A 22,370-nucleotide genomic window follows, 5' to 3' on the forward strand; every position below is an offset into this window, starting at 1 on the left:
CTTCGCCCGAAGCCCGGTTCTCTCCGCACAATTCTTAGGGGACACCATGAGTCTCGTCGAACTAAAAGTACCCGATATCGGCGACTTCACTGACGTCGACGTCATCGAAGTCAACATCAAGGCCGGCGACGCCATCGAAAAAGAACAAGGCGTCATCACGCTCGAAACCGACAAGGCCACGATGGAAGTGCCCGCCGACGTCGCGGGCACCATCAAGGAAGTGAAGGTCAAGGCGGGCGACAAGGTCTCGCAGGGTTCGGTCATCGCGATGATCGAGACGGAAGGCGCGGGCGCGGCTGCCGCGCCCAAGGCCGACGCGCCGAAGGAAAGCTCCGCCGCGAAACCCGCCGAGCCGAAGGCGGCGGGCGGCGGCACGCAGGAAGTGAAGGTGCCGGACATCGGCGACTTCAGCGACATCCCGGTCATCGAAGTGCACGTGAAGCCGGGCGACACCGTCGAGAAGGAACAGTCGCTCGTCACGCTCGAATCCGACAAGGCGACGATGGACGTGCCATCGCCGGCGGCCGGCACGGTCAAGGAACTGAAGGTCAAGGTCGGCGACAACGTGTCGGAAGGCGTCGGCATCCTGACGCTCGAAGGCTCGGGCGGCGGCGTGAGCGAAGTGCCGACCAAGCCGCAGGCCGCGCAACCGCAGCCGGCCGAAAAAGCCGCGGCGCCCGCGCCGAAGGCCGGCAGCTACGCGGGCGCAGCCGACATCGAGTGCGACATGCTCGTGCTCGGCGCGGGTCCCGGCGGCTATTCGGCGGCGTTCCGCGCGGCCGACCTCGGCATGAAGACCGTGCTCGTCGAGCGTTACGCGACGCTCGGCGGCGTGTGCCTGAACGTCGGCTGCATTCCGTCGAAGGCGCTGCTGCATACGGCGCTCGTGATGGACGAAGCGCACGAACTCGCCGATCACGGCATCAGCTTCGGCAAGCCGACCATCGACCTCGACAAACTGCGCGGCTTCAAGGAAGGCGTCGTCAAGAAGCTGACGGGCGGTCTCGGCGGCATGGCGAAGGCGCGCAAGGTGCAGGTGGTGACGGGCGTCGGCAACTTCGTCGATCCGAATCACATGGAAGTCGAAACCGCCGACGGCAAGAAGGTCGTGAAGTTCGCGAAGGCGATCATCGCGGCCGGTTCGCAGGCCGTGAAGCTGCCGTTCATGCCGGAAGACCCGCGCGTCGTCGATTCGACCGGCGCGCTGGAACTGCGCCAGATTCCGAAGCGCATGCTGGTGGTGGGCGGCGGGATCATCGGGCTGGAAATGGCGACCGTGTACGCGGCGCTCGGCGCGGAAATCGACGTCGTCGAAATGCTGGACGGCCTGATGATGGGCGCCGACCGCGATCTCGTGAAGGTCTGGGAGAAGTACAACGCGAAGCGCTTCGCGAACGTCATGCTCAAGACCAAGACGACCAAGGCCGAAGCGAAGGACGACGGCATCTACGTGTCGTTCGAAGGCGAGAAGGCCCCGGCCGAAGCGCAACGCTACGACCTCGTGCTGGTCGCGGTCGGACGCAGCCCGAACGGCGGCAAGATCGGCGCGGACAAGGCGGGCGTCGCGGTGACGGAGCGCGGCTTCATCAACGTCGACAAGCAGATGCGCACGAACGTCGAGAACATCTTTGCGATCGGCGATCTCGTCGGCCAGCCGATGCTCGCGCACAAGGCCGTCCACGAAGGCCACGTCGCGGCGGAAGCGGCGCACGGCGAGAAGGCGTATTTCGACGCGCTGCAAATTCCGTCGGTGGCGTACACCGATCCGGAAGTGGCCTGGGCCGGCAAGACGGAAGACGAGTGCAAGGCGCAGGGCATCAAGTACGGCAAGGCGGTGTTCCCGTGGGCCGCGTCCGGCCGCGCGATCGCCAACGGCCGCGACGAAGGCTTTACGAAGCTGATCTTCGACGAGGAAACGCATCGCGTGATCGGCGGCGGGATCGTCGGTCTGAACGCGGGCGACCTGATCAGCGAAGTGTGTCTCGCGGTCGAGATGGGCGCGGATGCGACGGATATCGGCAAGACGATCCATCCGCATCCGACGCTCGGCGAGTCCATCGGCATGGCGGCGGAACTGTACGAAGGCGTCTGTACCGACTTGCCGCCGCAGCGCAAGAAGTAAGCGCGACGGGCGTCAGCCACGCAAAAGCGGCGCACCTTTTTCGGGTGCGCCGCTTTTCTTTGTCATCCACGCGACGGGCGCGAAAAAAAACCGCGCTCGATAAGAGCGCGGTTCTTCTGCTACCTAAATTCGCGTGACAACCAAGAGAATCAGCCGGCTATCACGCAAACACCTTAGGCAACCGACTTCTTCGCGACGCGCGAAGCTTGTTCCGTCGCTTGCGTAGCGGCCTTCGTGGCGGCCGTAGCGGCTGCGTTGAAGTTGCTTTCCGCGATTTCGACGGCTTGCTTCGTTGCCTTGTGAACCGTTTCGTACGTGGTGTTGGCGGCGGTGATGGCCGACTTCATGACGGCGACAGCCGTTTCCGAACCTGCCGGCGCGTTCTTCGCGACGTTGTCGACGAGCGTTTGCACCTTGCGGTTCTGCTCTTCGTACTGCGCTTCAGCGACACGGGCGAATTCAGCTTGCGTGGCCGATGCGATTTCATACAGGTGACGGCCGTACGACAGAACCTTTTCGGCGACCGGTTGCGTCAGGCTGGCTTGCAGCGACAGCAGTTCTTGCGCGTCCTTCACCGACAGGGCGCGCTGCGTGTTTTCCTGGCTTTCGGCCAGCGTCGACTTCACGACTTGCAAATTCAGCTCGACCAGCTTTTCGATACCTTCGAACGCCTTGTTCGTGAGGCCGAAGAGGGTGTCGAAGTTGGCTTTTTGCGCGGCGGCGATTTGCTCGGGGGTCAACAGGGTCATCTCACACTCCTGAATTTCGACCCTGAAACGCGGGTCGTGGTTTTGTGGCGGACGCCGGAAATCCGGCTACCGAATGAAGCAACATCGATTGGTGCGTCGCAACATGGAACCCATTTTAGCTAAATTCTGATAGGAGTCAAGCATTTTTTGTGCGCTGCACAAAGAGCACAATCTTTTTGTTAAACAACAACTTAGGTGCGACGAAAGGAATGCGCCGGGAGTCGGTGAAAACCCGGATGCACCAAGACGGGACAAGGCGTACAGGACGATTCCGAGCTACGATCGGGCGTCAGAAAAGAGGGCTGGGACTGGATGAGAGCATTTTATAGTGACCGTTTCGTGTTGCCGTTGCCGGCGGGTCACCGCTTTCCCATGCAGAAATATCGTTTGCTGCGCGAGCGTGTCGCAGCGGAACTGCGGGATGTTGCTCTGCACGAAGCGCCGGTCGCCAGCGACAGCGAGCTCGCCCGCGTCCATTGCGCGGGGTACATCGAGCGCGTCGCGACCGGCGCGCTCAATGCGCGCGAGCAGCGCGAGATCGGCTTTCCCTGGTCGCCCGAAATGGTGGAGCGCTCGCGGCGCTCGGTCGGCGCGACGATCGCCGCGTGCCGCGCCGCGCGCGTCGACGGCTTCGCGGTGAATCTCGCCGGTGGCACGCATCATTCGTATGCGGCGCACGGCGCGGGCTTCTGCGTGTTCAACGACGCCGCCGTCGCCGCCCGGGCCATGCAGGCCGACGCGCGCGAGTCAGGCGGCGAGGGCGCGCGTGCGCAGATCGTGATCGTCGATCTCGACGTGCATCAGGGCAACGGCACCGCCGCGATTTTCCGCGACGACCCGAGCGTGTTCACGCTGTCGCTGCATGGCGAGTCAAACTATCCGTTTGCCAAGGAGACGAGCGACCTCGACCTCGCGCTGCCCGACGGCTGCGACGACGACGCTTACGCCGACGCGCTCGCTCGCGCGCTTCAGACGATGTTCGAGCGCTGCGAGCCTGCGCTGATCATCTACCTCGCAGGTGCCGATCCGCATCGAGGCGACCGGCTGGGCCGCCTCGCGTTGAGCGTGGACGGCCTGGCGCGCCGCGACCGCCTGGTGTTCGAAGCGGCCGCGGCGCGCGAACTGCCGGTCGCGATCACGATGGCGGGCGGCTACGGCCGCGATATCGACGATACGGTCGATGTCCACTTGCAGACGGTCCAGCTCGCCTCGGCTGCCTGCGCACGTCGCCGTCGGCACCAGAATCCGGGAGCCGCGCTTTTTTAGGATGCCGCCGTAAACCTAAATTGTTGAAGGAACGTTAACATTTGGACTCAGTCGAAACGCGCGTTGCCGAACGGCAACAGGCGTTCCAGCCGTTTCTCGTCGACCGCTTCCGGTTGCGCGATCAACGGCTCCGGACACAAAAAAGTCGACATTCCTCTCAAGTTGCAGAATTAATTGCCGATAGACAGAGAAAGCCCGGGCGAGTACCGGGCGGTCGGCGCAAAGATTTCCGAAGCATGATCGTTTTAGACGATCGAAATGCTAAACCTTATTGGGTTTTTGCAATCGAGTCTTACAACTCGGTTTAAAGAGCGTCGATAAGTGCTTAATATTGCTTAAATTTCGCAGCTTTACTACACTTGCGGTACTCTCTCGCCGCCCCAGAACAGAACACTAATGAAAACCGAAATGTTTTCGCCGCTAAAGGTGATGCAAGGCGTGGTGCTCCGGACCGCCATGTCGGTCGCGGTATCCATCGCGGTTGCAACATCTTTCGCGGCCATGCCCGGCGAAGCCTTCGCAAAAACCGCCACGGCGTCCAAGACGGCCGCCAAGAAATCCACGAAATCCGAAGCTGCCCAGGCGGCGCCCCGCGCGAAGAAGTCTGCGCGCACCGCCAAGGCCGCGCCAGCCGCGAAGTCCGCCAAAGTCGCCGCCGCGGATGACGACGACGACGCGCCCCGCGCGTCGCGCAAGCGTCGCGTGAACTACCGGATGGACCCGCACGGCCGCCGCAGCGCGGTGCACGCGGTTGCGTACCAGCCGCGCACGCCGACCGTCGGCCAGGCGTTCGGGTTGCACGAAACGCCGGACACCCTCGCGCTGCGTTCGAGCGTCGCGTATGTGATCGACCAGAACACGCAGGAAATGCTGTTCGACAAGAACTCGCGCGCGGTCGTGCCGATCGCGTCGATCACGAAGCTCATGACGGCAATGGTCGTGCTCGATTCGCACGCCGCGCTCAACGAAGAGCTCCAGGTCACGGACGAAGACCGCGACTACGAGAAGTACACCGGTTCGCGGCTCGCGGTCGGCTCGGTGCTCAATCGGGAAGACATGCTGCACATCGCGCTGATGGCATCGGAGAACCGCGCCGCCGCCGCGCTGTCGCGCTACTACGCGAATGGCCGTCCGGGCTTCATCGCCGCGATGAACGCGAAGGCGAAGTCGCTCGGCATGATGGACACGCACTTCGAGAACTCGACGGGTCTGACGAGCCAGAACGTGTCGAGCGCGCGCGACCTCGTGAAGATGGTCAACGCGGCGTACCAGTATCCGCTGATCCGCAAGTTCTCGACCGATACCAGCTATGACGTGTTCACGGGCAAGCGCAACCTCGCCTACCGGAGCACCAATGCGCTGATCCGCAATCCGTCGTGGGACATCGGCTTGCAGAAGACGGGTTTCATCAACGAAGCGGGCGAGTGCCTCGTGATGCAGGCGACCATCAACGGCCGGCCGGTCGTGATGGTGCTGCTCGATTCGTCGGGCAAGTATTCGCGTTTCGCCGACGCGGGCCGTCTGCGCGCGTATCTCGATACGGCGGGCGAGCCGCGCATCACCAGCGCGGACGCGGGCGGCGGCGGGACCTGATCTTCCCGATAGCGGCACGAAAAAACCGGATTCATCGCGAGATGAATCCGGTTTCGTTTTTGTGCGCCGCGTTTTCGACGTTGTCTGTCAGCGATGCGGCTGGGGCTGCGCCTCTTGCGGCGCTTGCGCGTGATAGCCGAGCGAGCGCGAAATCTCGAGCGCGGTGTGGCTGAGTTGCTTGAGCCACGCATCCTGGAGGCGATCGGCGGGCGCCGACAGCGACAATCCCGCGACGAGCCGCCCGGTATCGTCGTAGATGCCGGCGGCGATGCAGCGCACGCCCAGTTCCAGTTCCTCGTTGTCGCGCGCGCACGCCTGCTGGCGCACGAAGGTCAGCTCGCGTTCCAGCTTGGCGAGATCCGTGATGCTGTTCTGCGTATGACCCGAGAGCCCCGTGCGCGTGGCGTAGGCGCGCACGCGCGAGGCTTCGTCGGCGGCGAGAAAAAGCTTGCCGACCGAGGTCAGATGCAGCGGCGCACGCCCGCCGATCGCCCGCACGACCTGCATGCCCGAACGCTCCGAATACGCGCGCTCGATATACACGATCTCGTCGCCCTGACGCACCGAGAGATTGACCGTCTGGCCCGTCTGGCGGTGCAGTTCGCGCATCGGCGGCATCGCGGCTTCGCGCACCGAGAGCCGCGCCTTCACGAGATTGCCGAGTTCGAGCAGCCGCATGCCGAGACGGTACGTGCCGGGGTCCGACCGGTCGACGAGCCGGCACAGCACCATGTCGTTCAGGATCCGGTGCGCCGTCGACGGATGCAGCTCCGTGCTCTGGGCAAGTTCCTTCAGGCTGACGGGATCGGTGTGCGCGGCGAGGGCATCGAGCAGCTTCATCATGCGCTCGATGACCTGAATGGACGTTTTGGATTCCGGGTTCGTATCGCTCATCGTGGAAAATCGGTTGACGCGTCAAACAGCGGAACGGCAATTGTATCTCGTAATGTGAAAAAGAGGTGCGCGCTCGGTCTTGCCCTTTTAATCAGGTGCCGTTCGCGCGCGCGGTTTAATCGCGGATAATCGGGGACGTTTTCGGTACAAGTAGAAAAGAGGAAGTCCCATGCGAGTCGGTTTGTTCGTCACCTGTCTCATCGACCTGATGCGCCCGGAGATCGGTTTTTCCGTCATCAAGTTGATCGAGAAGGCCGGATTCGAGGTCGTCGTGCCGCCCGCGCAGACCTGCTGCGGCCAGCCCGCCTATAACTCCGGCGATCGCCGCCTCGCGCGCAATCTCGCCGAAAAGACGCTGCGCGAGTTCGAGCAGTTCGACTACGTGGTGGTGCCGTCGGGCTCGTGCGGCGGAATGATCCGCGCGCATTACGGCGATCTCTTTCGCGACGATCCCGAACTGATGAACCGCTACGCGCGGCTGCAGCCGCGTGTGTTCGAACTGACCGATTTCCTCGTGACGGTCGCGAACGCGCGCATCGAGCCGGGCGTGTTCGACGGCGCCGTGACCTACCACGATTCATGCTCGGGCCTGCGCGAACTCGGCGTCAAGGCGCAGCCGCGCGCGCTGCTGGCGCAAGCGGGCGTGCCGGTCACGGAGATGAAGGGCTGCGAGCACTGCTGCGGCTTCGGCGGCACGTTCGCGGTGAAGTACGGCGACATCTCGACAGCGATCGTCGACGAAAAATGCGCCAACATCCGCGAGAGCGGCGTGAACGCGGTCGTGCTCGGCGACCTCGGCTGCATGCTCAACATCGAAGGACGGCTGCGCCGCACCGGCGACACCGCGACGCGCGTCCTGCATATCGCGCAAGTCCTCGCAGGCGACGCCTGAACGCCAACCGGAGCCGTCATGCAAGTCCAGACCATGCAGTTCAAGGCGCGCGCGGGCAGCAAGCTCGCCGACCAGCGCCTGCAACAGAACCTGACCAAGCTGTCGACGAAATTCGTCAGCGCCCGGGCGAGCGCGATCACCGCGATCGACTTCGAGGCCACGCGCGCCGCGCTCAAGGAGCGCCGTAACCGCGCGCTGGAAAACCTCGATGTGTGGCTCGAAACCTTCGAGCGCGAGGCGACCCGCCGCGGCGCGACCGTGCTCTACGCGGAATCGACGCAGGACGCGGCACGGCTCGTCGCGGACATCGCGCGCAAGCACGACGTCAGGAAGGTGATCAAGACGAAATCGATGGTGTCGGAGGAAATGCAGTTGAACCGCGTGCTCGGCGAGATGGGCGTGCAGTCGATCGAGACGGATCTCGGCGAATACATCCTGCAGATCAACGATAACGAGCCGCCGAGCCACATCATTGCGCCCGTCGTCCACAAGGACAAGGAGGAGATCGCCGATCTCTTCGCGAAGACGCATCACAAGCCGCGCCTGACCGAGATTCCGGACATGACGCGCGAGGCGCGCGAGGTGCTGCGGCCGCACTTCCTGTCGGCGGACATGGGCGTGACGGGCGGCAATTTCCTGATCGCGGAGACGGGTTCGGTGGCGGTCGTGACGAACGAGGGCAACGAAGGCATGTGCACCGTGATGCCGCGCGTGCACGTGGCGGTGACGGGCATCGAAAAGGTGCTGCCGACACTCGAAGATCTCGCGACCGCGATGCGCCTGTTGCCGCGCTCGGCGACCGGTCAGACGATGTCGAACTACTTTTCGCTTCTGACCGGCCCGCGCGGCGCCAGCGACCTCGACGGGCCCGAGCACATGTATTTCGTGCTCGTCGACGGCGGGCGGACCGGGCTCATCGGCGGGGAATTCCAGGAGATGCTGCGCTGCATCCGCTGCGGCGCGTGCATGAATCACTGCCCGGTGTATCAGAAGATCGGCGGACATGCGTATGGATGGGTGTATCCGGGACCGATGGGGTCGGTGTTGACGCCGGCTTATACCGGCATCGATCGCGCGCTCGATCTGCCGCAGGCCGCCACGCTCTGCGGCGAGTGCAACAGCGTCTGTCCTGTCGGGATACCGCTGTCGGACCTGCTGCGCAAGCTGCGCGAGAAGCAGGTCGAGCGGCGCCTGAGGCCGTGGAGCGAGCGCGCGGCGCTGGCCGCATGGGGCTTCCTCGCACTGCATCCCGGCTGGTATGCGCTCTTCACGAAGCTCTCCGCGCGCGTGCTCGAACTGATGAGCGGGAACCGCAAAGCCATCACACGGTTGCCGCTCGGCGGCGGCTGGACCAACACCCGCGATATTCCCGCGCCCGTCGGGCGGACCTTTCGCGAACTCTACAAGGCGCAGCGATCGCATATCGGGTGAGCGGGCGTTCGCATCGAACGAAAAAGCCGCGTGAATCCGAAGGATTCACGCGGCTTTTTCTTGCGTGCGTTTGCTGGGCGCTGCCTCAACCGCCGAACGGCCCCGAACTCTGTCGTGGCGGCAACCCGCTGCGGCTGCCGCGCTGATTGCCCTGCGGGGCGGGCGCGACGGTCGGTCGATTAGGCGCCGCTCCGCCGACCGCGACGGGTGGCGGGCGCCCGCCACCGCCGCCTGCCTGCTGTCCGCCCTGTCCACCGTGATTTCCGCCGCCACCACCGCCCGCCTGCTGTCCGGGCGGCGGGCCGTTGTGGCCGCCGTGACCGCCTTCGCCTTGGGGGCGTCCTTGCCAGCCGCCGCCCGACCCATGCCGGTAACCGGGGCCGTCGTCCCAATATCGACGCGGCGGCGGATTGTAATAGCCGGAACCGTAATAGCTCCCACCGCCGACATACACGCCGGACTGCACGACAGGGCCGCCGTAACCATAGGCGCCATAGCCGGGGTCGTACCCGGCCGGATAACCGCCGCCATAGGCGGGCGTGCCGTCCGGGTAGACCGCGCATCCGGCGACGAGCGCCGACGACGCGATGACGATTCCTGCGACTGCGAGTTTCATGATGTTGGCAAAACCGTTGACCGATTACTTATCAGACACCGCAGTGGCGCAGGTGTCCCCGAAAACTTTGTAAGCCTTTATAACTGGCGGTGGAATTATCCACACATCGCGGGCGGCGAAACGGGTTGTTGTCCTCCGTGCAACAAACCTTTGCTTTTAAGTGTCTTTATGAGATAAGGGCAAACCCGTAGACTTTTAGCTGTCGACAAGTGGGCCTGTTGCCCGCACGACATCGAAGCAGGGGTGCTCAATGAAAAAGACAATATCGACCTACTGGCCCGTCGCGATCCTCGTTCCGATCGTTCTTGCCGCCTACCTTGGCGCCGCGAGCAGCGGTCATGCCGACGCCGCGTCCGGCGAGCTCGCGAGCAGCGCGAACGTGAGCGCGGAACTGGCGCGCGCGGTGTCCTTCGGATACGTCGAGCCTGACGGCATGTGGAATCCCGCGGGCGCATCGTCCGACGATGCGGCGCCGGCGCCGCGCGTGCTCTGAGGCGCTCCTAGGCGCATTTCGGTGGCGCTCGCCGCCGAGTCCGGCGCTTTTTTCCGGCGCTTTGTATAATTCGCGGGAATTTGCGCAAGCGGCGGGCGGCGACGCGCGCAGCCGGTGCAATCCCGCTCACTTCCTCGCCGCCTTCCAACGATGAACTCGATCGCCGTCTGCTTCGTGTGTCTCGGCAACATTTGCCGCTCGCCGAGCGCGGAGGCCGTGTTTCTGCATTGCGTGGCGCAGGCGAAGCTCGCCGATCGCATCGTCGTCGATTCCGCGGGCACCGGCGACTGGCACATCGGCCAGCCGCCCGACGAGCGCGCGCAGCGCGCCGCCCGACGCCGCGGCTACGACCTGTCGCCGTTGCGGGGCCGCCAGATCACCGCCGACGACTTCGCGCACTTCGACCTCCTGATCGCGATGGACGACGCCAATGCCGCCGCGCTTACGGAAATCTGTCCGAAGGAGCATCGGGACAAGATTCGTCTGCTGATGGAGTTCGCAACGCGCGACGACAGCCGCGTGGTCGTCGACCCGTACTTCGGCGGCGACGATGGCTTCGAGCGGGTACTGGACCAGTGCGAGGACGCGTGCGAAGGCCTCCTGAAGGCGCTGCGCACGCAACTCGTGGTCTAGCGCGCCGCACCGAGGACGGCAGCCGGTCTTTAAGTAAATTCCTATAGATTTTCCGGGCTGGATACTTGACTAAATACGTAGGCTATTTATACTGGACGAAAATCCTCAAGTATTAGCGGTAGCCCCCAATTATGAGACTCACCACGAAAGGCCGTTTCGCCGTCACGGCGATGATCGACCTGGCTTTGCGCCAGGAGCAGGGCCCGGTGACGCTGGCCGGCATCAGCCAGCGCCAGCGCATCTCGCTTTCCTACCTCGAGCAGTTGTTCGGCAAGCTGCGCCGGCACGAGATCGTCGAATCGGTCCGCGGGCCGGGCGGCGGCTACAACCTCGCGCGCCGCGCGGAGAACGTGACGGTGGCGGACATCATCATCGCGGTCGACGAGCCGATCGACGCCACGCAGTGCGGCGGCAAGGGCAGTTGCGAAGGCACGAAGCAGCACGACGGCCACTGCATGACCCACGAACTCTGGGCGACGCTCAACCAGAAAATGGTCGAGTACCTCGATTCAGTGTCGCTCAAGGATCTCGTCGACCAGCAGCGGGCGCGCGAAGGATCGCCGGCAGTGCTGCGCGACCGGCGCACCGAGTCGGCGGGCGTGGATGCGGCGCGTGTCGTGCCGAAAGGACCAAATTCCGTTTTCAACCTGGCGGGCTGACGTTTCCCGCGCGCGTCCCGTGCACGTCGGGCGCAGCGCGAACGTCGAGAACAACGCCATTTGACCGTTTTACCCGGAGCGACTGATGAACAACGATATTCCCCACCTGCCCATTTACATGGATTACAGCGCGACGACCCCCGTCGATCCGCGCGTGGTGGACAAGATGATTCCGTATCTGCGCGAGCAGTTCGGCAATCCGGCGTCGCGCAGCCACCAGTACGGCTGGGACGCGGAGCGGGCGGTCGAGCAAGCGCGCGAGAACGTCGCCGCGCTGGTGAACTGCGATCCGCGCGAAATTATCTGGACGTCGGGCGCAACGGAGTCGGACAACCTTGCGATCAAGGGCGCCGCGCACTTCTACAAAAGCCGTGGCAAGCACCTTATCACGGTGAAGACCGAGCACAAGGCCGTGCTCGACACGATGCGCGAACTCGAACGCGAAGGTTTCGAAGTCACGTATCTCGACGTCAAGGACGACGGCCTGATCGATCTGGACAAGCTCCAGGCCGCGATCCGCCCGGACACGATCCTCGTCTCGGTGATGAGCGTGAACAACGAGATCGGCGTGATTCAGGACGTCGAGGCGATCGGCGAGATCACGCGCGCGAAGGGCATCATTTTTCACGTCGACGCGGCGCAGGCCACCGGCAAGATCGCCATCGACCTGCAGAAGCTCAAGGTCGACCTGATGTCGTTCTCGGCGCACAAGACGTATGGCCCGAAGGGCATCGGTGCGCTCTACGTGCGACGCAAGCCGCGCGTGCGCATCGAAGCGCAGATGCACGGCGGCGGCCACGAGCGCGGCATGCGCTCGGGCACGCTCGCGACGCATCAGATCGTCGGCATGGGCGAGGCGTTCCGCATCGCGCGCGAGGAAATGGCGACCGAGAACGAGCGCGTGCGCATGTTGCGCGACCGCCTGATGAAAGGGCTGCAGGATATGGAAGAGGTGTACATCAACGGCGACATGGAACGCCGCGTGCCGCACAACCTGAACATCAGCTTCAACTTCGTCGAAGGCGAGTCGCTGATCATGGCGGTGAAGGATGTGGCGGTGTCGTCGGGTTCGGCGTGTACGTCGGCGTCGCTGGAGCCTTCGTATGTGCTGCGCGCGCTTGGCCGGAACGACGAACTCGCCCATAGCTCGATCCGCTTCACGGTCGGCCGCTTCACGACCGAGCAGGACGTCGATTACGTGATCAACCTGCTGAAGGGCAAGATCGCCAAGTTGCGCGATTTGTCGCCGCTCTGGGAAATGCACAAGGACGGCATCGACATCTCGACCATCCAGTGGGCCGCGCACTGAGCGCCCCGGATTGCGGCGGAATCGACGATCACACACGGAATACGAAAGGAGTTTGAATCATGGCATATAGCGACAAGGTTCTGGACCACTACGAAAACCCGCGCAACGTCGGCTCGTTCGGCAAGGACGACGACACGGTGGGCACCGGCATGGTCGGCGCCCCGGCTTGCGGCGACGTGATGAAGCTGCAGATCCGCGTGGGCGCGGACGGCGTGATTGAAGATGCGAAGTTCAAGACGTATGGCTGCGGCTCGGCCATCGCCTCCAGCTCGCTCGTGACCGAGTGGGTGAAGGGCAAGACGCTCGACCAGGCGCTGACGATCAAGAACACGCATATCGCGGAAGAACTCGCGTTGCCGCCGGTGAAGATCCACTGCTCGATCCTCGCGGAAGACGCGATCAAGGCAGCGGTCGCCGACTACAAGCAGCGTCACGGCACGGCGGCTCCGGCAGCGGAGCAGACGCAAGCGAAGCAGCACGCGGCGTAAGTGAGTGGCGGGCGCACGAACGCGCCCCTGATTTTCGATGCAGAGCAAGGCTGCAGTCTGCGACCGCCGGGCCTGGAAGAACGCCGGGTGGACGAGCAACTGCGGGAACGAGAGACTATGGCAATCACGTTGACCGAAAAAGCGGCACAGCATGTGCAGAAGTATCTGACGCGACGCGGCAAGGGCGTCGGCCTGCGGCTGGGCGTTCGCACGACGGGCTGCTCGGGACTGGCATACAAGCTCGAGTACGTCGATGAACTGTCGCCGGAAGATCAGGTGTTCGAGTCGGCGGGCGTGAAGATCATCATCGATCCGAAGAGCCTCGCCTATCTCGACGGCACCGAACTCGACTTCGCCCGCGAAGGATTGAACGAAGGTTTTCGCTTCAATAATCCGAACGCGAAAGACGAATGCGGCTGCGGCGAGTCGTTTCGCGTTTGACGCCGGGCGTACCGGCAAAAGAGGCGGCGCGTGCCGCCTTTTTCTTTCGTGCTCCTGTTTCCCGCATTCGTTTCGACTGACCCATCATGGCAACGCTCAACGACAGCCACTTCGACTTGTTCCACCTCCCGCCGACTTTCGCCGTCGATGAGAAGTCGCTCGACGACGCGTATCGCACGGTGCAGGCGCAGGTGCATCCCGACCGCTTCGCGGCGGCCGGCGACGCGCAGCGGCGCATCGCGATGCAATGGGCGACGCGCGCGAACGAGGCGTACCAGACGCTGCGCGATCCTTTGAAGCGCGCGCGCTACATGCTGTCGCTGCGCGGCGTCGATGTCGGCGCGGAGAACAACACGGCGATGGAGCCCGCGTTCCTGATGCAGCAGATGGAGTGGCGCGAGAGCATCGAGGACGCGGCGGGCGCGAAGAATCTCGGCGCGCTCGAAGCGCTGCTCGACGAATTGCGCGACGAAGAGCGCCAGCGCTTCGCGAAGCTCGCGGCGCTGATCGACAGCCACGCGGATCAGGCCGCAGGCGAAGCCGTGCGCCAGTTGATGTTCATCGAGCGCGTCGCGAGCGAAATCGGCGCGCAAATCGAAAAGCTCGAACTCGCGTGAAGCGGACACACTCCATGCGCGCGCATAACCCCCACTAAAACAACGATGGCTTTACTGCAAATCTCAGAACCCGGCATGGCGCCCGCGCCGCATCAGCGGCGCGTGGCGATCGGCATCGATCTCGGCACGACCAATTCGCTGGTCGCGGCCGTGCGCAGCAGCGTGCCCGAAGTGCTTCCCGACGAAGACGGCCACGTGCTGCTGCCCTCCGTCGTGCGCTATCTGGAAAAGGGCGGGCGGCGCATCGGCCGGATCGCGAAGGAAGAAGCGGCGCTCGATCCGCGCAACACGATCGTCTCGGTGAAGCGTTTCATGGGGCGCGGCAAAAGCGAAGTGGAAGGGGCGGAAAACGCGCCCTACGATTTCATCGACGCGCCGGGCATGGTGCAGATCCGCACGATCGACGGCGTGAAGAGCCCGGTCGAAGTGTCGGCGGAGATTCTGGCGACGCTGCGCTATCGCGCGGAAGACACGCTCGGCGAGGAACTCGTCGGCGCGGTGATCACGGTGCCCGCCTATTTCGACGAAGCCCAGCGCCAGGCGACGAAAGACGCCGCGCGCCTCGCGGGCCTGAACGTCCTGCGCCTCCTGAACGAGCCGACCGCGGCCGCCATCGCCTACGGGCTCGATAACGCGTCCGAAGGTCTGTACGCCGTCTACGACCTCGGCGGCGGCACCTTCGACCTGTCGATCCTGAAGCTCACGAAGGGCGTGTTCGAAGTGCTCGCGGCGGGCGGCGATTCCGCGCTCGGCGGCGACGATTTCGACCACGTGCTGTATCGGCATGTGGTTGCGCAGGCGGGCGTCGAGATCGGCACGCCCGAAGACGTGCGCCTTCTGCTCGATCGCGTGCGCACGGCGAAGGAAGCACTGTCGGACGCGCCCGAAGCGCGCATCGACGTGACGCTGTCGAGCGGCAAGTCGATCGGCGTGACGATCACCGAAACGCAATTCGCGACGCTCGCCGAAGCGCTCGTCGCGCGCACGCTCGCACCGACGCGCAAGGCGCTGCGCGACGCGAAGGTGGCGCCGGCGGACATCAAGGGCGTCGTGCTGGTCGGCGGGGCGACGCGCATGCCGGTGATCCGGCGCGCCGTCGAACAGTATTTCGGCCAGCCGCCGCTCATCAATCTCGATCCGGATCAGGTCGTCGCGCTCGGCGCCGCGATCCAGGCCGATCTGCTCGCCGGCAACCGGCGCGGCGACGGCGACGACTGGCTGCTGCTCGACGTCATTCCGCTCTCGCTCGGTGTCGAGACGATGGGCAGCCTCACCGAGAAGATCATCCCGCGCAATTCGACGATTCCCGTCGCGCGCGCGCAGGATTTCACGACCTTCAAGGACGGCCAGACCGCGATGGCGATCCACGTCGTGCAGGGCGAGCGCGAACTCGTCGCCGACTGCCGGTCGCTCGCGCGCTTCGAGCTGCGCGGCATTCCGCCGATGGCGGCGGGCGCGGCGCGCATTCGCGTGACCTATCAGGTCGACGCGGACGGGCTCTTGTCCGTGTTCGCGCGCGAGCAGGAATCGGGCGTGGAGGCGTCGGTGGTGGTGAAGCCGTCCTACGGACTCGCCGACGACGACATCGCCCGCATGCTCGAAGAGAGCTTCACCACGGCCGAAACCGACATGCGCGCCCGCGCGCTGCGCGAGGCGCAGGTGGAAGCGCAACGTCTTGTCGAAGCGACGCAGGCGGCGCTTGCCGCCGACCCGGAACTCCTCGACGACGCCGAACGCGCGCAGATCGACGCCCTCGTGGCGGAACTGGCGACGGTCGCGCGCGGCGACGACCACGACGCGATCGAAACGGCGACCAAGGCGCTCTCGGAAGCGACCGACGAATTCGCCGCGCGCCGGATGAACAAGAGCATTCGCCGCGCGCTCGCGGGCCGCAAGCTCGACGACGTCTGATCGAACCATCGAATCTACGGAATTACGGAACGACTCATGCCTCAAATCGTTGTACTGCCTCATGTGGAACTGTGCCCGGACGGCGCGGTGATCGACGCCGACCTGAGCAAGAGCATCTGCGACAACCTGCTGGATCACGGCATCGAGATCGAGCACGCGTGCGAGAAGTCGTGCGCGTGCACGACGTGCCACGTCATCATTCGCGAGGGCTTCAACGCGCTCGTGCCATCGGAGGAAGACGAGGACGATCTGCTCGACAAGGCCTGGGGTCTCGAGCCGACATCGCGGTTATCATGTCAGGCGATGGTGCCGGAGCAAGAGGATCTGGTCGTCGAGATCCCGCGCTACTCCATCAATCACGCAAAGGAAAATCACTGACAGGAGCGCTTGCCATGAAGTGGACGGACACGCAGGAGATCGCGATGGCATTGACCGACGCGCATCAGGAAATTGATCCCCAATATGTGCGTTTCACGGATCTGCATCGCTGGATCACCGAGCTGGAAGGCTTCGACGACGATCCGTCGAAGTCGAACGAAAAGATTCTCGAAGCGATTCAGGCCGCGTGGATCGAAGACGCGGATTATTGAGCGCCCGCGATTTCGCATCGCATAGGCCAATCGAAAACGGCGATTCCGAATGGAATCGCCGTTTTGCTTTTGTGCTTCGTGATTGTCGGGAGCGGGCCGGTCAGCCCGCCGAGAGCGTACCGTTACGCACGCGGACCGGCTGACCTTGCTGGAATGGCGGCGGCTCGCGATACGTGAACGTGCGGTACTTGCCGCTCTCCATGCGCACGCGAACGGTGTAGTCGGTTTCGCTGCGCACGTGCTTTTCGACCGAGTTGCCGGCGAGGCCGCCGCCGAGCGCGCCGAGGAGCGTCATCGCGGTGCGGCCGCCGCCGCTGCCGAACTGGTTGCCGACGACCCCGCCCGCGACCGCGCCACCGACCGCGCCGATGCCGGTACCGTGGCCTTCACGTTTGACCGCCGTGATCGATTCGACCGTACCGCAGGTCGAACAATAGGCCGGTTTTTGCGCATAGGACGGCTGAGGCGGAGCCGCGGGCTGCGCGGAGGGTTGTTGCGCCAGTTGTTGCTGCTGCGCTGCGGCCTGCTGTTGGGCCTGCTGCTGGGCTTGCTGTTGCTGGGCGGCTTGCTGCTGGGCTGCCTGCTGTTGAGCCGCTTGCTGCTGCGCGGCCGCCGCGCTCGGCGATGCCGAATCGACGACGGGTTGCGGTGCGACCGCAGCCGTCTGCGTTTGCCCGTTCTGGGCGAGATTGCTCGACGCCTTCGGGAAAATTCCGGTGATCGCAGCCGTCGCCGCGAGACTCGCGATGATGACCGCGCCCGCCGCCGTCGCGATCAGCGGGTGCAGACGTCGCGATTGGGAGGCACCGGATGTGGAGAGCTTGTCGTTGGTATCAGCCATGTTGAACCTCCGCTTCGAGGCGCGTTATGTATAAGCGTAGTGTCGGGGAAATCGGTCCCGCAGGCATTTCAATCTGTAACGGAAAGCGACGCTTGTTCTTGTTGATCCAAGCACTTTCAGTGCCAGAACACGCTATTCCAGCGGACTGCCGCTCTGGCGGCGTGTGAGCTTTTACCGATGGTTACACTCGTCGCGGAAGAAAAAAACGCGCATCGAGCGATGCGCGTTTTTTCAATGACCGCCCCCGGGCAATTCAGTCTTCGCGACGCAGATGCGGGAACAGGATCACGTCGCGGATGCTCGGGCTGTCGGTGAGCAGCATCACCAGACGGTCGATGCCGATACCGCAACCGCCCGTCGGCGGCATGCCGTATTCGAGCGCGCGGATATAGTCGGCGTCGTAGTACATCGCTTCCTCGTCGCCGGCGTCCTTTTGGTCGACCTGCTTCTGAAAGCGCGCCGCCTGATCTTCCGGATCGTTCAGCTCGGAAAAACCGTTCGCGATCTCGCGGCCGGTGATGAACAACTCGAAGCGCTCCGTGATGCCGTCCACCGTGTCCGACGCGCGCGCGAGCGGCGACACCTCGATCGGGTAATCGATGATGAACGTGGGTTCCCACAACTGCGACTCGGCGGTTTCCTCGAAGAGCGCAAGTTGCAGCGAGCCGACGCCCGCGTTCAGAAACGCCGGCTGCGTCGTGTCGACGCCGAACTTCTTCAGTTCGGTGCGCAGGAACGCGGCATCGGCGAGTTGCTCGGTCGTGTATTGCGGCGCGTATTTCTGGATGGCCTGCACGATCGTCAGCCGATGGAACGGCTTGCCGAGATCCAGTTCGCGGCCCTGATACGTGATCGCCGCGGTGCCGCGCGCGTCGACGGCGGCCTGGCGGATCAACTGCTCGGTGAAGTCCATCAGCCACTGATAATCGGTGTAGGCCGCGTAGAACTCCATCATCGTGAATTCCGGATTGTGACGCGGCGACACGCCCTCGTTACGGAAATTCCGGTTGATTTCGAACACGCGCTCGAAGCCGCCCACGATCAGCCGCTTCAGGTACAGCTCCGGCGCGATGCGCAGGAACATCTGCATGTCGAGCGCGTTGTGATGCGTGACGAAAGGCTTGGCCGCCGCGCCGCCGGGAATGGGATGCAGCATCGGCGTTTCGACTTCCATGAAGTTCGCCTGCGCCATGAAATTGCGGATCGACGTGAACGCCTTCGTGCGCGCGATGAACGTCTGCCGCGCTTCGGGCGTCACGATCAGATCGACATAGCGCTGGCGATAGCGCGTTTCCTGGTCGGCGAGACCGTGGAACTTGTCGGGCAGCGGACGCAGCGCCTTCGAAAGCAGCCGCAATTCCGTGCAGCGCACGGACAGTTCGCCCTTGTTGGTGCGAAAGAGCACGCCCTTCGCCGCGACAATGTCGCCCAAGTCCCACTTCTTGAACGCGTCGTAGACTTCCGCGCCGACGTCCGCCGGCGTGATGAAGAACTGGATCTGGCCGCTGCCGTCCTGCACGGTCGCGAAGCTCGCCTTGCCCATCACGCGCTTCAACATCATCCGGCCGGCGAGCGCGACTTGCAGCGGATTCGCTTCGAGCGCTTCCTTGTCGGTTTCGGCGAATTCGGTTTGCAGCGCGGCGGCGTGATGCGTCGGACGAAAATCGTTCGGATAGGCGATGCCTTGCTCGCGCAGCGCGCGCAGCTTCTCGCGGCGTTCGGCGACGATCTGGTTCTCTTCCAGTTCGGGAGCGGCGCTCGTCTGGGTCGGTTCGGTCATGATGATTTGGCTTTGATTTCGGTTGGGCGACAAGCGCGGCATGGCGTGAGCCGGCCAGTGCGCCGCTCGGAAAACGATGCGGCGCGGCTTCGTGAAAAGCCGCGCCGTTCGCGCTTAGACGCCCTGTTTCAGGCTGGCGCTGATGAAGTCGTCGAGGTCGCCGTCGAGCACGGCCTTCGTGTTGCTGATTTCGACGTTGGTGCGAAGATCCTTGATGCGGCTGTTATCGAGCACGTAGGAGCGGATCTGGTGGCCCCAGCCCACGTCCGACTTGCCCGCTTCGAGCTTGTCCTGCTCCGACTGACGCTTGCGCATTTCCGCTTCGTAGAGGCGCGATTTCAGCATCGCCATGGCCTCGGCGCGGTTGCGGTGCTGCGAGCGGTCGTTCTGGCACTGCACGACGATGCCGCTCGGCATGTGCGTGATCCGCACGGCCGAATCGGTCTTGTTGATGTGCTGGCCGCCCGCGCCGGAAGCGCGGAACGTATCGATGCGCAAATCTGCCGGATTGACGTCGATTTCGAACGAATCGTCGATTTCCGGGTAAACGAACACCGACGAAAACGACGTGTGCCGCCCGCCCGACGAATCGAACGGCGACTTGCGCACGAGACGGTGAATGCCGGTTTCGGTGCGCAGATAGCCGTAGGCGTATTCGCCTTCGACCTTGATTGTCGCGCTCTTGATGCCGGCGATGTCGCCTTCGGATTCTTCGAGCACTTCGGTTTTGAAGCCCTTGCGCTCGGAGTAGCGCAGGTACTGGCGCAAGAGCATCGCGGCCCAGTCGCACGCCTCGGTGCCGCCGGCGCCGGCTTGAATGTCGATGAAGCAGTTGTTCGGATCGGCCGGGTTCGCGAACATCCGGCGGAATTCCATGTCCTCGACGCGCGCCTGTAGCGAGGCGGCGTCGGCTTCGCAGGCGACGAGCGTTTCCTCGTCGTTTTCCTCGCGGCCCATGTCGAAGAGATCCTGCGTGTCGCGCAGGTCGCGATCGAGGTCGGTGAGCGTCGTGACGACGCCGTCGAGCAGCTTCTTTTCCCGGCCGAGCGCCTGGGCGTTCTTCGAGTCGTTCCACACGTTCGGGTCTTCGAGAACCCGATTGACTTCCTCTAGACGCTGGGCTTTCGCGTCGTAGTCAAAGATACCCCCGAAGCTCGCCCGCGCGATGGCGCAGGTCGGCGAGAAGGTTCTCGATCGAGTTGAGACGTTCCGCTTCCATGTTCGATCTTTCGGCTGAGTGAAAAGGGGAAATTATAGCCGATCGGATGTTTTGGAAGCGCTTGGGGGCCGCGTGCGCGGGGTGTCGTGCAGCCCGAGCGCCAGCGAAAAACTATCCCGCGTGCTCGACGATCATCTGCACGCGCGCGACGCCGTTCCACGAATCGCTGACGAGCCGGTAGGCGACCGTCGCCCGCGCGGGAAGCGGATCGACGTGATTGAACCAGATCGCGGAAAAGCGTTGCCGCCCGCGCGCGAGTTGCAGTTTCAGGTGCTTATCCTTGACGAGCGCCTGCGACGCCACCTCGAACTCGCCGGAGAAGACCGGCGCCGGGAAACCCTGTCCCCAGACGGCCGCGTCGATCAGCTCGACGAACTGCGGCGTGAAGTACGCGTCCTCCAGCTCGCCATCGGTTTCGACCACGCGTGAGAGCGCGTCCGCCGTCAGCCACTCGCGCCCGACGGCTTCGAACGCCGCCGTGAAGCGCGGGATGTCGGCGGTGGCGATCGTCAGGCCCGCGGCCATCGCGTGGCCGCCGAACTTCACGATCATCCCGGCCTCGCGCTTGGAGATCAGATCGACCGCGTCGCGCAGATGAAAGCCGGGAATCGAGCGCCCCGAGCCCTTCGACAGCACGCCGCTCTCGTCGGCGTGCGCGAACGTGAACGACGGCCGGTGATAGCGCTCCTTCAGCCGCCCCGCGACGATCCCGATCACGCCCTGATGCCACTCGGGATTGAAGAGCGTGAGCGTCGCGCGGTCGCCGGGATCGACCGATTGCAGTTCGTCGAGCGCCTGCTGCTGCATGCCCGCTTCGATCTCGCGCCGCTCGCGGTTGATCGCGTCGAGTTGCTGCGCGAGTTCCCACGCGCGGCCGATGTCGTCGGTCGTCAGGCACTCGATGCCGAGCGACATGTCCGAGAGCCGTCCCGCCGCGTTCAGGCGCGGGCCGAGCGCAAAGCCCATGTCAAAGCCGGACGCCGCGCGCGCGTCGCGCCCGGCCGCGCGAAAGAGCGCGGCGATGCCCGGCTGCATGCGCCCCGCGCGAATCCGCTTCAGGCCCTGCGCGACGAGAATCCGGTTGTTCGTATCGAGCTTCACGACGTCCGCGACCGTGCCGAGCGCGACCAGGTCGAGCAGGCCGTCGAGACGCGGCTCGGGGCGCGCGTCGGTGAAGGCGTTGCGGCGGCGCAGTTCGGCGCGCAGCGCGAGCAGCACGTAGAACATCACGCCGACGCCCGCAATGCACTTGCTCGGAAAGGTGCAGCCCGGCTGGTTCGGATTGACGATCGCGCGCGCGGGCGGCAGTTCGTCGCCGGGCAGGTGATGATCGGTCACGAGCACGTCGATGCCGAGCGCGTTCGCGGCCTCTACGCCATCCACGCTCGCGATGCCGTTATCGACGGTAATCAGCAGATCGGGCTGACCCGCCGGATTGCGCGCGGCCAGTTCGACGATCTCCGGCGTGAGGCCGTAGCCATACTCGAAGCGATTCGGCACGAGATAGCCGATCTCTGCGCCGAACATGCGCAGCCCGCGCACGGCGACGGCGCAGGCGGTCGCGCCGTCGCAGTCGTAATCGGCGACGACGAGCATGCGGCGTTTCGCGGCGAGCGCGTCGGCGAGGACGACGGCGGCTTCGTCGCACCCTTTCAGGCCGACGGGCGCGTGCAGGCGCTTCAGTTCCGTCTCGATTTCGTCGGGCGTGCTCACGCCGCGCGCCGCGTAGAGCCGCGCGATGACCGGATGCAGGCCGTGACGCATCAGCACTTCGGCATCGACGGGGGAGGGGGCGCGGGTGACGATTCGGGTCATGCGAAAAAGGC

22 protein-coding genes and 1 pseudogene are annotated in these 22,370 nt (G+C 64.4%); 16 read left to right on the forward strand and 7 right to left on the reverse strand.

Features of this window, described 5'->3' with window-relative positions; all coding sequences use genetic code 11:
- Positions 1 to 46: 46 nt before the first annotated feature.
- Both QCE48_RS04980 and lpdA read left to right on the forward strand, forming a co-directional pair.
- A pseudogene (locus QCE48_RS04980) lies at positions 47 to 238 on the forward strand (biotin/lipoyl-containing protein); the annotation flags it as partial.
- Positions 239 to 382: 144 nt separating this feature from the next.
- Positions 383 to 2,122 (forward strand): dihydrolipoyl dehydrogenase, encoded by a 1,740-nt coding sequence (lpdA, locus tag QCE48_RS04985; RefSeq protein ID WP_309788260.1) that lies wholly within the window; start codon positions 383 to 385, stop codon positions 2,120 to 2,122.
- 173 nt (positions 2,123 to 2,295) lie between these two features.
- Here lpdA and QCE48_RS04990 read toward each other — a convergent pair whose 3' ends face one another.
- Positions 2,296 to 2,871, reverse strand: coding sequence for a phasin family protein (locus tag QCE48_RS04990; RefSeq protein WP_309785815.1), 576 nt, complete (start codon positions 2,869 to 2,871; stop codon positions 2,296 to 2,298).
- A gap of 312 nt (positions 2,872 to 3,183) precedes the next feature.
- Between QCE48_RS04990 and QCE48_RS04995 the strand changes: the two genes are divergently transcribed.
- Entirely contained in the window at positions 3,184 to 4,137 is a 954-nt protein-coding gene (locus QCE48_RS04995) for a histone deacetylase (RefSeq protein ID WP_309785814.1), read from the forward strand.
- Between the two features lie 396 nt (positions 4,138 to 4,533).
- Positions 4,534 to 5,730, forward strand: a complete 1,197-nt coding sequence (gene pbpG / locus QCE48_RS05000; RefSeq protein WP_309785812.1) for a D-alanyl-D-alanine endopeptidase — start codon at positions 4,534 to 4,536, stop codon at positions 5,728 to 5,730.
- Positions 5,731 to 5,817: 87 nt separating this feature from the next.
- Here pbpG and QCE48_RS05005 read toward each other — a convergent pair whose 3' ends face one another.
- Entirely contained in the window at positions 5,818 to 6,624 is an 807-nt protein-coding gene (locus QCE48_RS05005; protein ID WP_309785810.1) for an IclR family transcriptional regulator, read from the reverse strand.
- A 169-nt stretch (positions 6,625 to 6,793) separates the two neighbouring features.
- On the opposite strand from QCE48_RS05005, the gene QCE48_RS05010 reads away from it, so the two are divergent.
- Entirely contained in the window at positions 6,794 to 7,516 is a 723-nt protein-coding gene (locus QCE48_RS05010) for a (Fe-S)-binding protein (RefSeq protein ID WP_309785809.1), read from the forward strand.
- 18 nt (positions 7,517 to 7,534) lie between these two features.
- Entirely contained in the window at positions 7,535 to 8,947 is a 1,413-nt protein-coding gene (locus QCE48_RS05015) for a lactate utilization protein B (protein WP_309785808.1), read from the forward strand.
- 85 nt (positions 8,948 to 9,032) lie between these two features.
- Here QCE48_RS05015 and QCE48_RS05020 read toward each other — a convergent pair whose 3' ends face one another.
- Positions 9,033 to 9,563, reverse strand: a complete 531-nt coding sequence (locus tag QCE48_RS05020) for a hypothetical protein (RefSeq protein WP_309785807.1) — start codon at positions 9,561 to 9,563, stop codon at positions 9,033 to 9,035.
- 250 nt (positions 9,564 to 9,813) lie between these two features.
- Between QCE48_RS05020 and QCE48_RS05025 the strand changes: the two genes are divergently transcribed.
- From QCE48_RS05025 to iscX, 10 genes are all read left to right on the forward strand, one after another.
- A complete protein-coding gene (locus QCE48_RS05025; protein WP_309785806.1) occupies positions 9,814 to 10,056 on the forward strand; it encodes a hypothetical protein in 243 nt (80 codons plus the stop codon).
- Positions 10,057 to 10,206: 150 nt separating this feature from the next.
- Positions 10,207 to 10,689 carry a low molecular weight protein-tyrosine-phosphatase gene (locus QCE48_RS05030; RefSeq protein ID WP_309785805.1) on the forward strand — a complete coding sequence of 161 codons (483 nt, stop codon included), beginning with the start codon at positions 10,207 to 10,209 and terminating at the stop codon, positions 10,687 to 10,689.
- Positions 10,690 to 10,820: 131 nt separating this feature from the next.
- The gene (gene iscR, locus QCE48_RS05035; protein WP_309785804.1) at positions 10,821 to 11,348 is read left to right on the forward strand and encodes a Fe-S cluster assembly transcriptional regulator IscR; all 528 of its coding nucleotides are present in this window, start codon (positions 10,821 to 10,823) and stop codon (positions 11,346 to 11,348) included.
- A gap of 85 nt (positions 11,349 to 11,433) precedes the next feature.
- On the forward strand, positions 11,434 to 12,657 hold the full coding sequence (locus QCE48_RS05040; protein ID WP_309785803.1) for an IscS subfamily cysteine desulfurase: 1,224 nt from the start codon (positions 11,434 to 11,436) through the stop codon (positions 12,655 to 12,657).
- A gap of 59 nt (positions 12,658 to 12,716) precedes the next feature.
- The gene (iscU, locus tag QCE48_RS05045) at positions 12,717 to 13,145 is read left to right on the forward strand and encodes a Fe-S cluster assembly scaffold IscU (RefSeq protein WP_309785802.1); all 429 of its coding nucleotides are present in this window, start codon (positions 12,717 to 12,719) and stop codon (positions 13,143 to 13,145) included.
- Between the two features lie 117 nt (positions 13,146 to 13,262).
- Positions 13,263 to 13,586 (forward strand): iron-sulfur cluster assembly protein IscA, encoded by a 324-nt coding sequence (gene iscA, locus QCE48_RS05050; RefSeq protein ID WP_116561952.1) that lies wholly within the window; start codon positions 13,263 to 13,265, stop codon positions 13,584 to 13,586.
- A gap of 86 nt (positions 13,587 to 13,672) precedes the next feature.
- The gene (hscB, locus tag QCE48_RS05055) at positions 13,673 to 14,203 is read left to right on the forward strand and encodes a Fe-S protein assembly co-chaperone HscB (protein ID WP_309785800.1); all 531 of its coding nucleotides are present in this window, start codon (positions 13,673 to 13,675) and stop codon (positions 14,201 to 14,203) included.
- A 45-nt stretch (positions 14,204 to 14,248) separates the two neighbouring features.
- Positions 14,249 to 16,114, forward strand: a complete 1,866-nt coding sequence (gene hscA / locus QCE48_RS05060) for a Fe-S protein assembly chaperone HscA (protein ID WP_309785799.1) — start codon at positions 14,249 to 14,251, stop codon at positions 16,112 to 16,114.
- A gap of 36 nt (positions 16,115 to 16,150) precedes the next feature.
- Positions 16,151 to 16,492: an ISC system 2Fe-2S type ferredoxin gene (gene fdx, locus QCE48_RS05065; protein WP_116561825.1), complete on the forward strand. Its 342-nt coding sequence runs from the start codon at positions 16,151 to 16,153 to the stop codon at positions 16,490 to 16,492.
- Positions 16,493 to 16,506: 14 nt separating this feature from the next.
- Positions 16,507 to 16,704, forward strand: coding sequence for a Fe-S cluster assembly protein IscX (iscX, locus tag QCE48_RS05070; protein ID WP_062636272.1), 198 nt, complete (start codon positions 16,507 to 16,509; stop codon positions 16,702 to 16,704).
- A gap of 100 nt (positions 16,705 to 16,804) precedes the next feature.
- On the opposite strand, the gene QCE48_RS05075 is transcribed toward iscX, so the two are convergent.
- The 4 genes from QCE48_RS05075 to recJ form a co-directional block, all read right to left on the reverse strand.
- Positions 16,805 to 17,545 carry a glycine zipper 2TM domain-containing protein gene (locus tag QCE48_RS05075; RefSeq protein ID WP_309785798.1) on the reverse strand — a complete coding sequence of 247 codons (741 nt, stop codon included), beginning with the start codon at positions 17,543 to 17,545 and terminating at the stop codon, positions 16,805 to 16,807.
- 253 nt (positions 17,546 to 17,798) lie between these two features.
- Complete coding sequence (gene lysS / locus QCE48_RS05080) at positions 17,799 to 19,325, reverse strand: lysine--tRNA ligase (RefSeq protein WP_309785797.1); 1,527 nt, start codon at positions 19,323 to 19,325, stop codon at positions 17,799 to 17,801.
- 114 nt (positions 19,326 to 19,439) lie between these two features.
- Positions 19,440 to 20,544 (reverse strand): peptide chain release factor 2 gene (gene prfB / locus QCE48_RS05085; RefSeq protein WP_309785796.1). Its coding sequence is split into 2 segments (ribosomal slippage): positions 19,440 to 20,462 and positions 20,464 to 20,544, totalling 1,104 coding nucleotides; the frame shifts between segments, so codons are not numbered across the junction.
- 111 nt (positions 20,545 to 20,655) lie between these two features.
- The gene (gene recJ, locus QCE48_RS05090; RefSeq protein WP_309785795.1) at positions 20,656 to 22,359 is read right to left on the reverse strand and encodes a single-stranded-DNA-specific exonuclease RecJ; all 1,704 of its coding nucleotides are present in this window, start codon (positions 22,357 to 22,359) and stop codon (positions 20,656 to 20,658) included.
- Between the last annotated feature and the right edge of the window lie 11 nt (positions 22,360 to 22,370).

This window comes from Caballeronia sp. LZ024, assembly GCF_031451455.1.
In the GTDB taxonomy this organism is placed as follows: Bacteria; Pseudomonadota; Gammaproteobacteria; order Burkholderiales; family Burkholderiaceae; genus Caballeronia; species Caballeronia telluris.

Excerpts from the sequence above, each read along its gene's own strand:
- hscA (WP_309785799.1), top strand. The coding sequence starts at position 14,249 with ATGGCTTTACTGCAAATCTCAGAACCCGGCATGGCGCCCGCGCCGCAT.
- iscA (WP_116561952.1), top strand. The coding sequence starts at position 13,263 with ATGGCAATCACGTTGACCGAAAAAGCGGCACAGCATGTGCAGAAGTAT.
- QCE48_RS05020 (WP_309785807.1), bottom strand. The coding sequence starts at position 9,563 with ATGAAACTCGCAGTCGCAGGAATCGTCATCGCGTCGTCGGCGCTCGTC.
- recJ (WP_309785795.1), bottom strand. The coding sequence starts at position 22,359 with ATGACCCGAATCGTCACCCGCGCCCCCTCCCCCGTCGATGCCGAAGTG.
- iscX (WP_062636272.1), top strand. The coding sequence starts at position 16,507 with ATGAAGTGGACGGACACGCAGGAGATCGCGATGGCATTGACCGACGCG.
- lysS (WP_309785797.1), bottom strand. The coding sequence starts at position 19,325 with ATGACCGAACCGACCCAGACGAGCGCCGCTCCCGAACTGGAAGAGAAC.
- QCE48_RS04995 (WP_309785814.1), top strand. The coding sequence starts at position 3,184 with ATGAGAGCATTTTATAGTGACCGTTTCGTGTTGCCGTTGCCGGCGGGT.
- QCE48_RS05010 (WP_309785809.1), top strand. The coding sequence starts at position 6,794 with ATGCGAGTCGGTTTGTTCGTCACCTGTCTCATCGACCTGATGCGCCCG.
- iscR (WP_309785804.1), top strand. The coding sequence starts at position 10,821 with ATGAGACTCACCACGAAAGGCCGTTTCGCCGTCACGGCGATGATCGAC.
- fdx (WP_116561825.1), top strand. The coding sequence starts at position 16,151 with ATGCCTCAAATCGTTGTACTGCCTCATGTGGAACTGTGCCCGGACGGC.
- QCE48_RS05025 (WP_309785806.1), top strand. The coding sequence starts at position 9,814 with ATGAAAAAGACAATATCGACCTACTGGCCCGTCGCGATCCTCGTTCCG.
- QCE48_RS05075 (WP_309785798.1), bottom strand. The coding sequence starts at position 17,545 with ATGGCTGATACCAACGACAAGCTCTCCACATCCGGTGCCTCCCAATCG.
- iscU (WP_309785802.1), top strand. The coding sequence starts at position 12,717 with ATGGCATATAGCGACAAGGTTCTGGACCACTACGAAAACCCGCGCAAC.
- QCE48_RS05005 (WP_309785810.1), bottom strand. The coding sequence starts at position 6,624 with ATGAGCGATACGAACCCGGAATCCAAAACGTCCATTCAGGTCATCGAG.
- QCE48_RS05030 (WP_309785805.1), top strand. The coding sequence starts at position 10,207 with ATGAACTCGATCGCCGTCTGCTTCGTGTGTCTCGGCAACATTTGCCGC.
- QCE48_RS05015 (WP_309785808.1), top strand. The coding sequence starts at position 7,535 with ATGCAAGTCCAGACCATGCAGTTCAAGGCGCGCGCGGGCAGCAAGCTC.
- hscB (WP_309785800.1), top strand. The coding sequence starts at position 13,673 with ATGGCAACGCTCAACGACAGCCACTTCGACTTGTTCCACCTCCCGCCG.
- QCE48_RS05040 (WP_309785803.1), top strand. The coding sequence starts at position 11,434 with ATGAACAACGATATTCCCCACCTGCCCATTTACATGGATTACAGCGCG.
- pbpG (WP_309785812.1), top strand. The coding sequence starts at position 4,534 with ATGAAAACCGAAATGTTTTCGCCGCTAAAGGTGATGCAAGGCGTGGTG.
- QCE48_RS04990 (WP_309785815.1), bottom strand. The coding sequence starts at position 2,871 with ATGACCCTGTTGACCCCCGAGCAAATCGCCGCCGCGCAAAAAGCCAAC.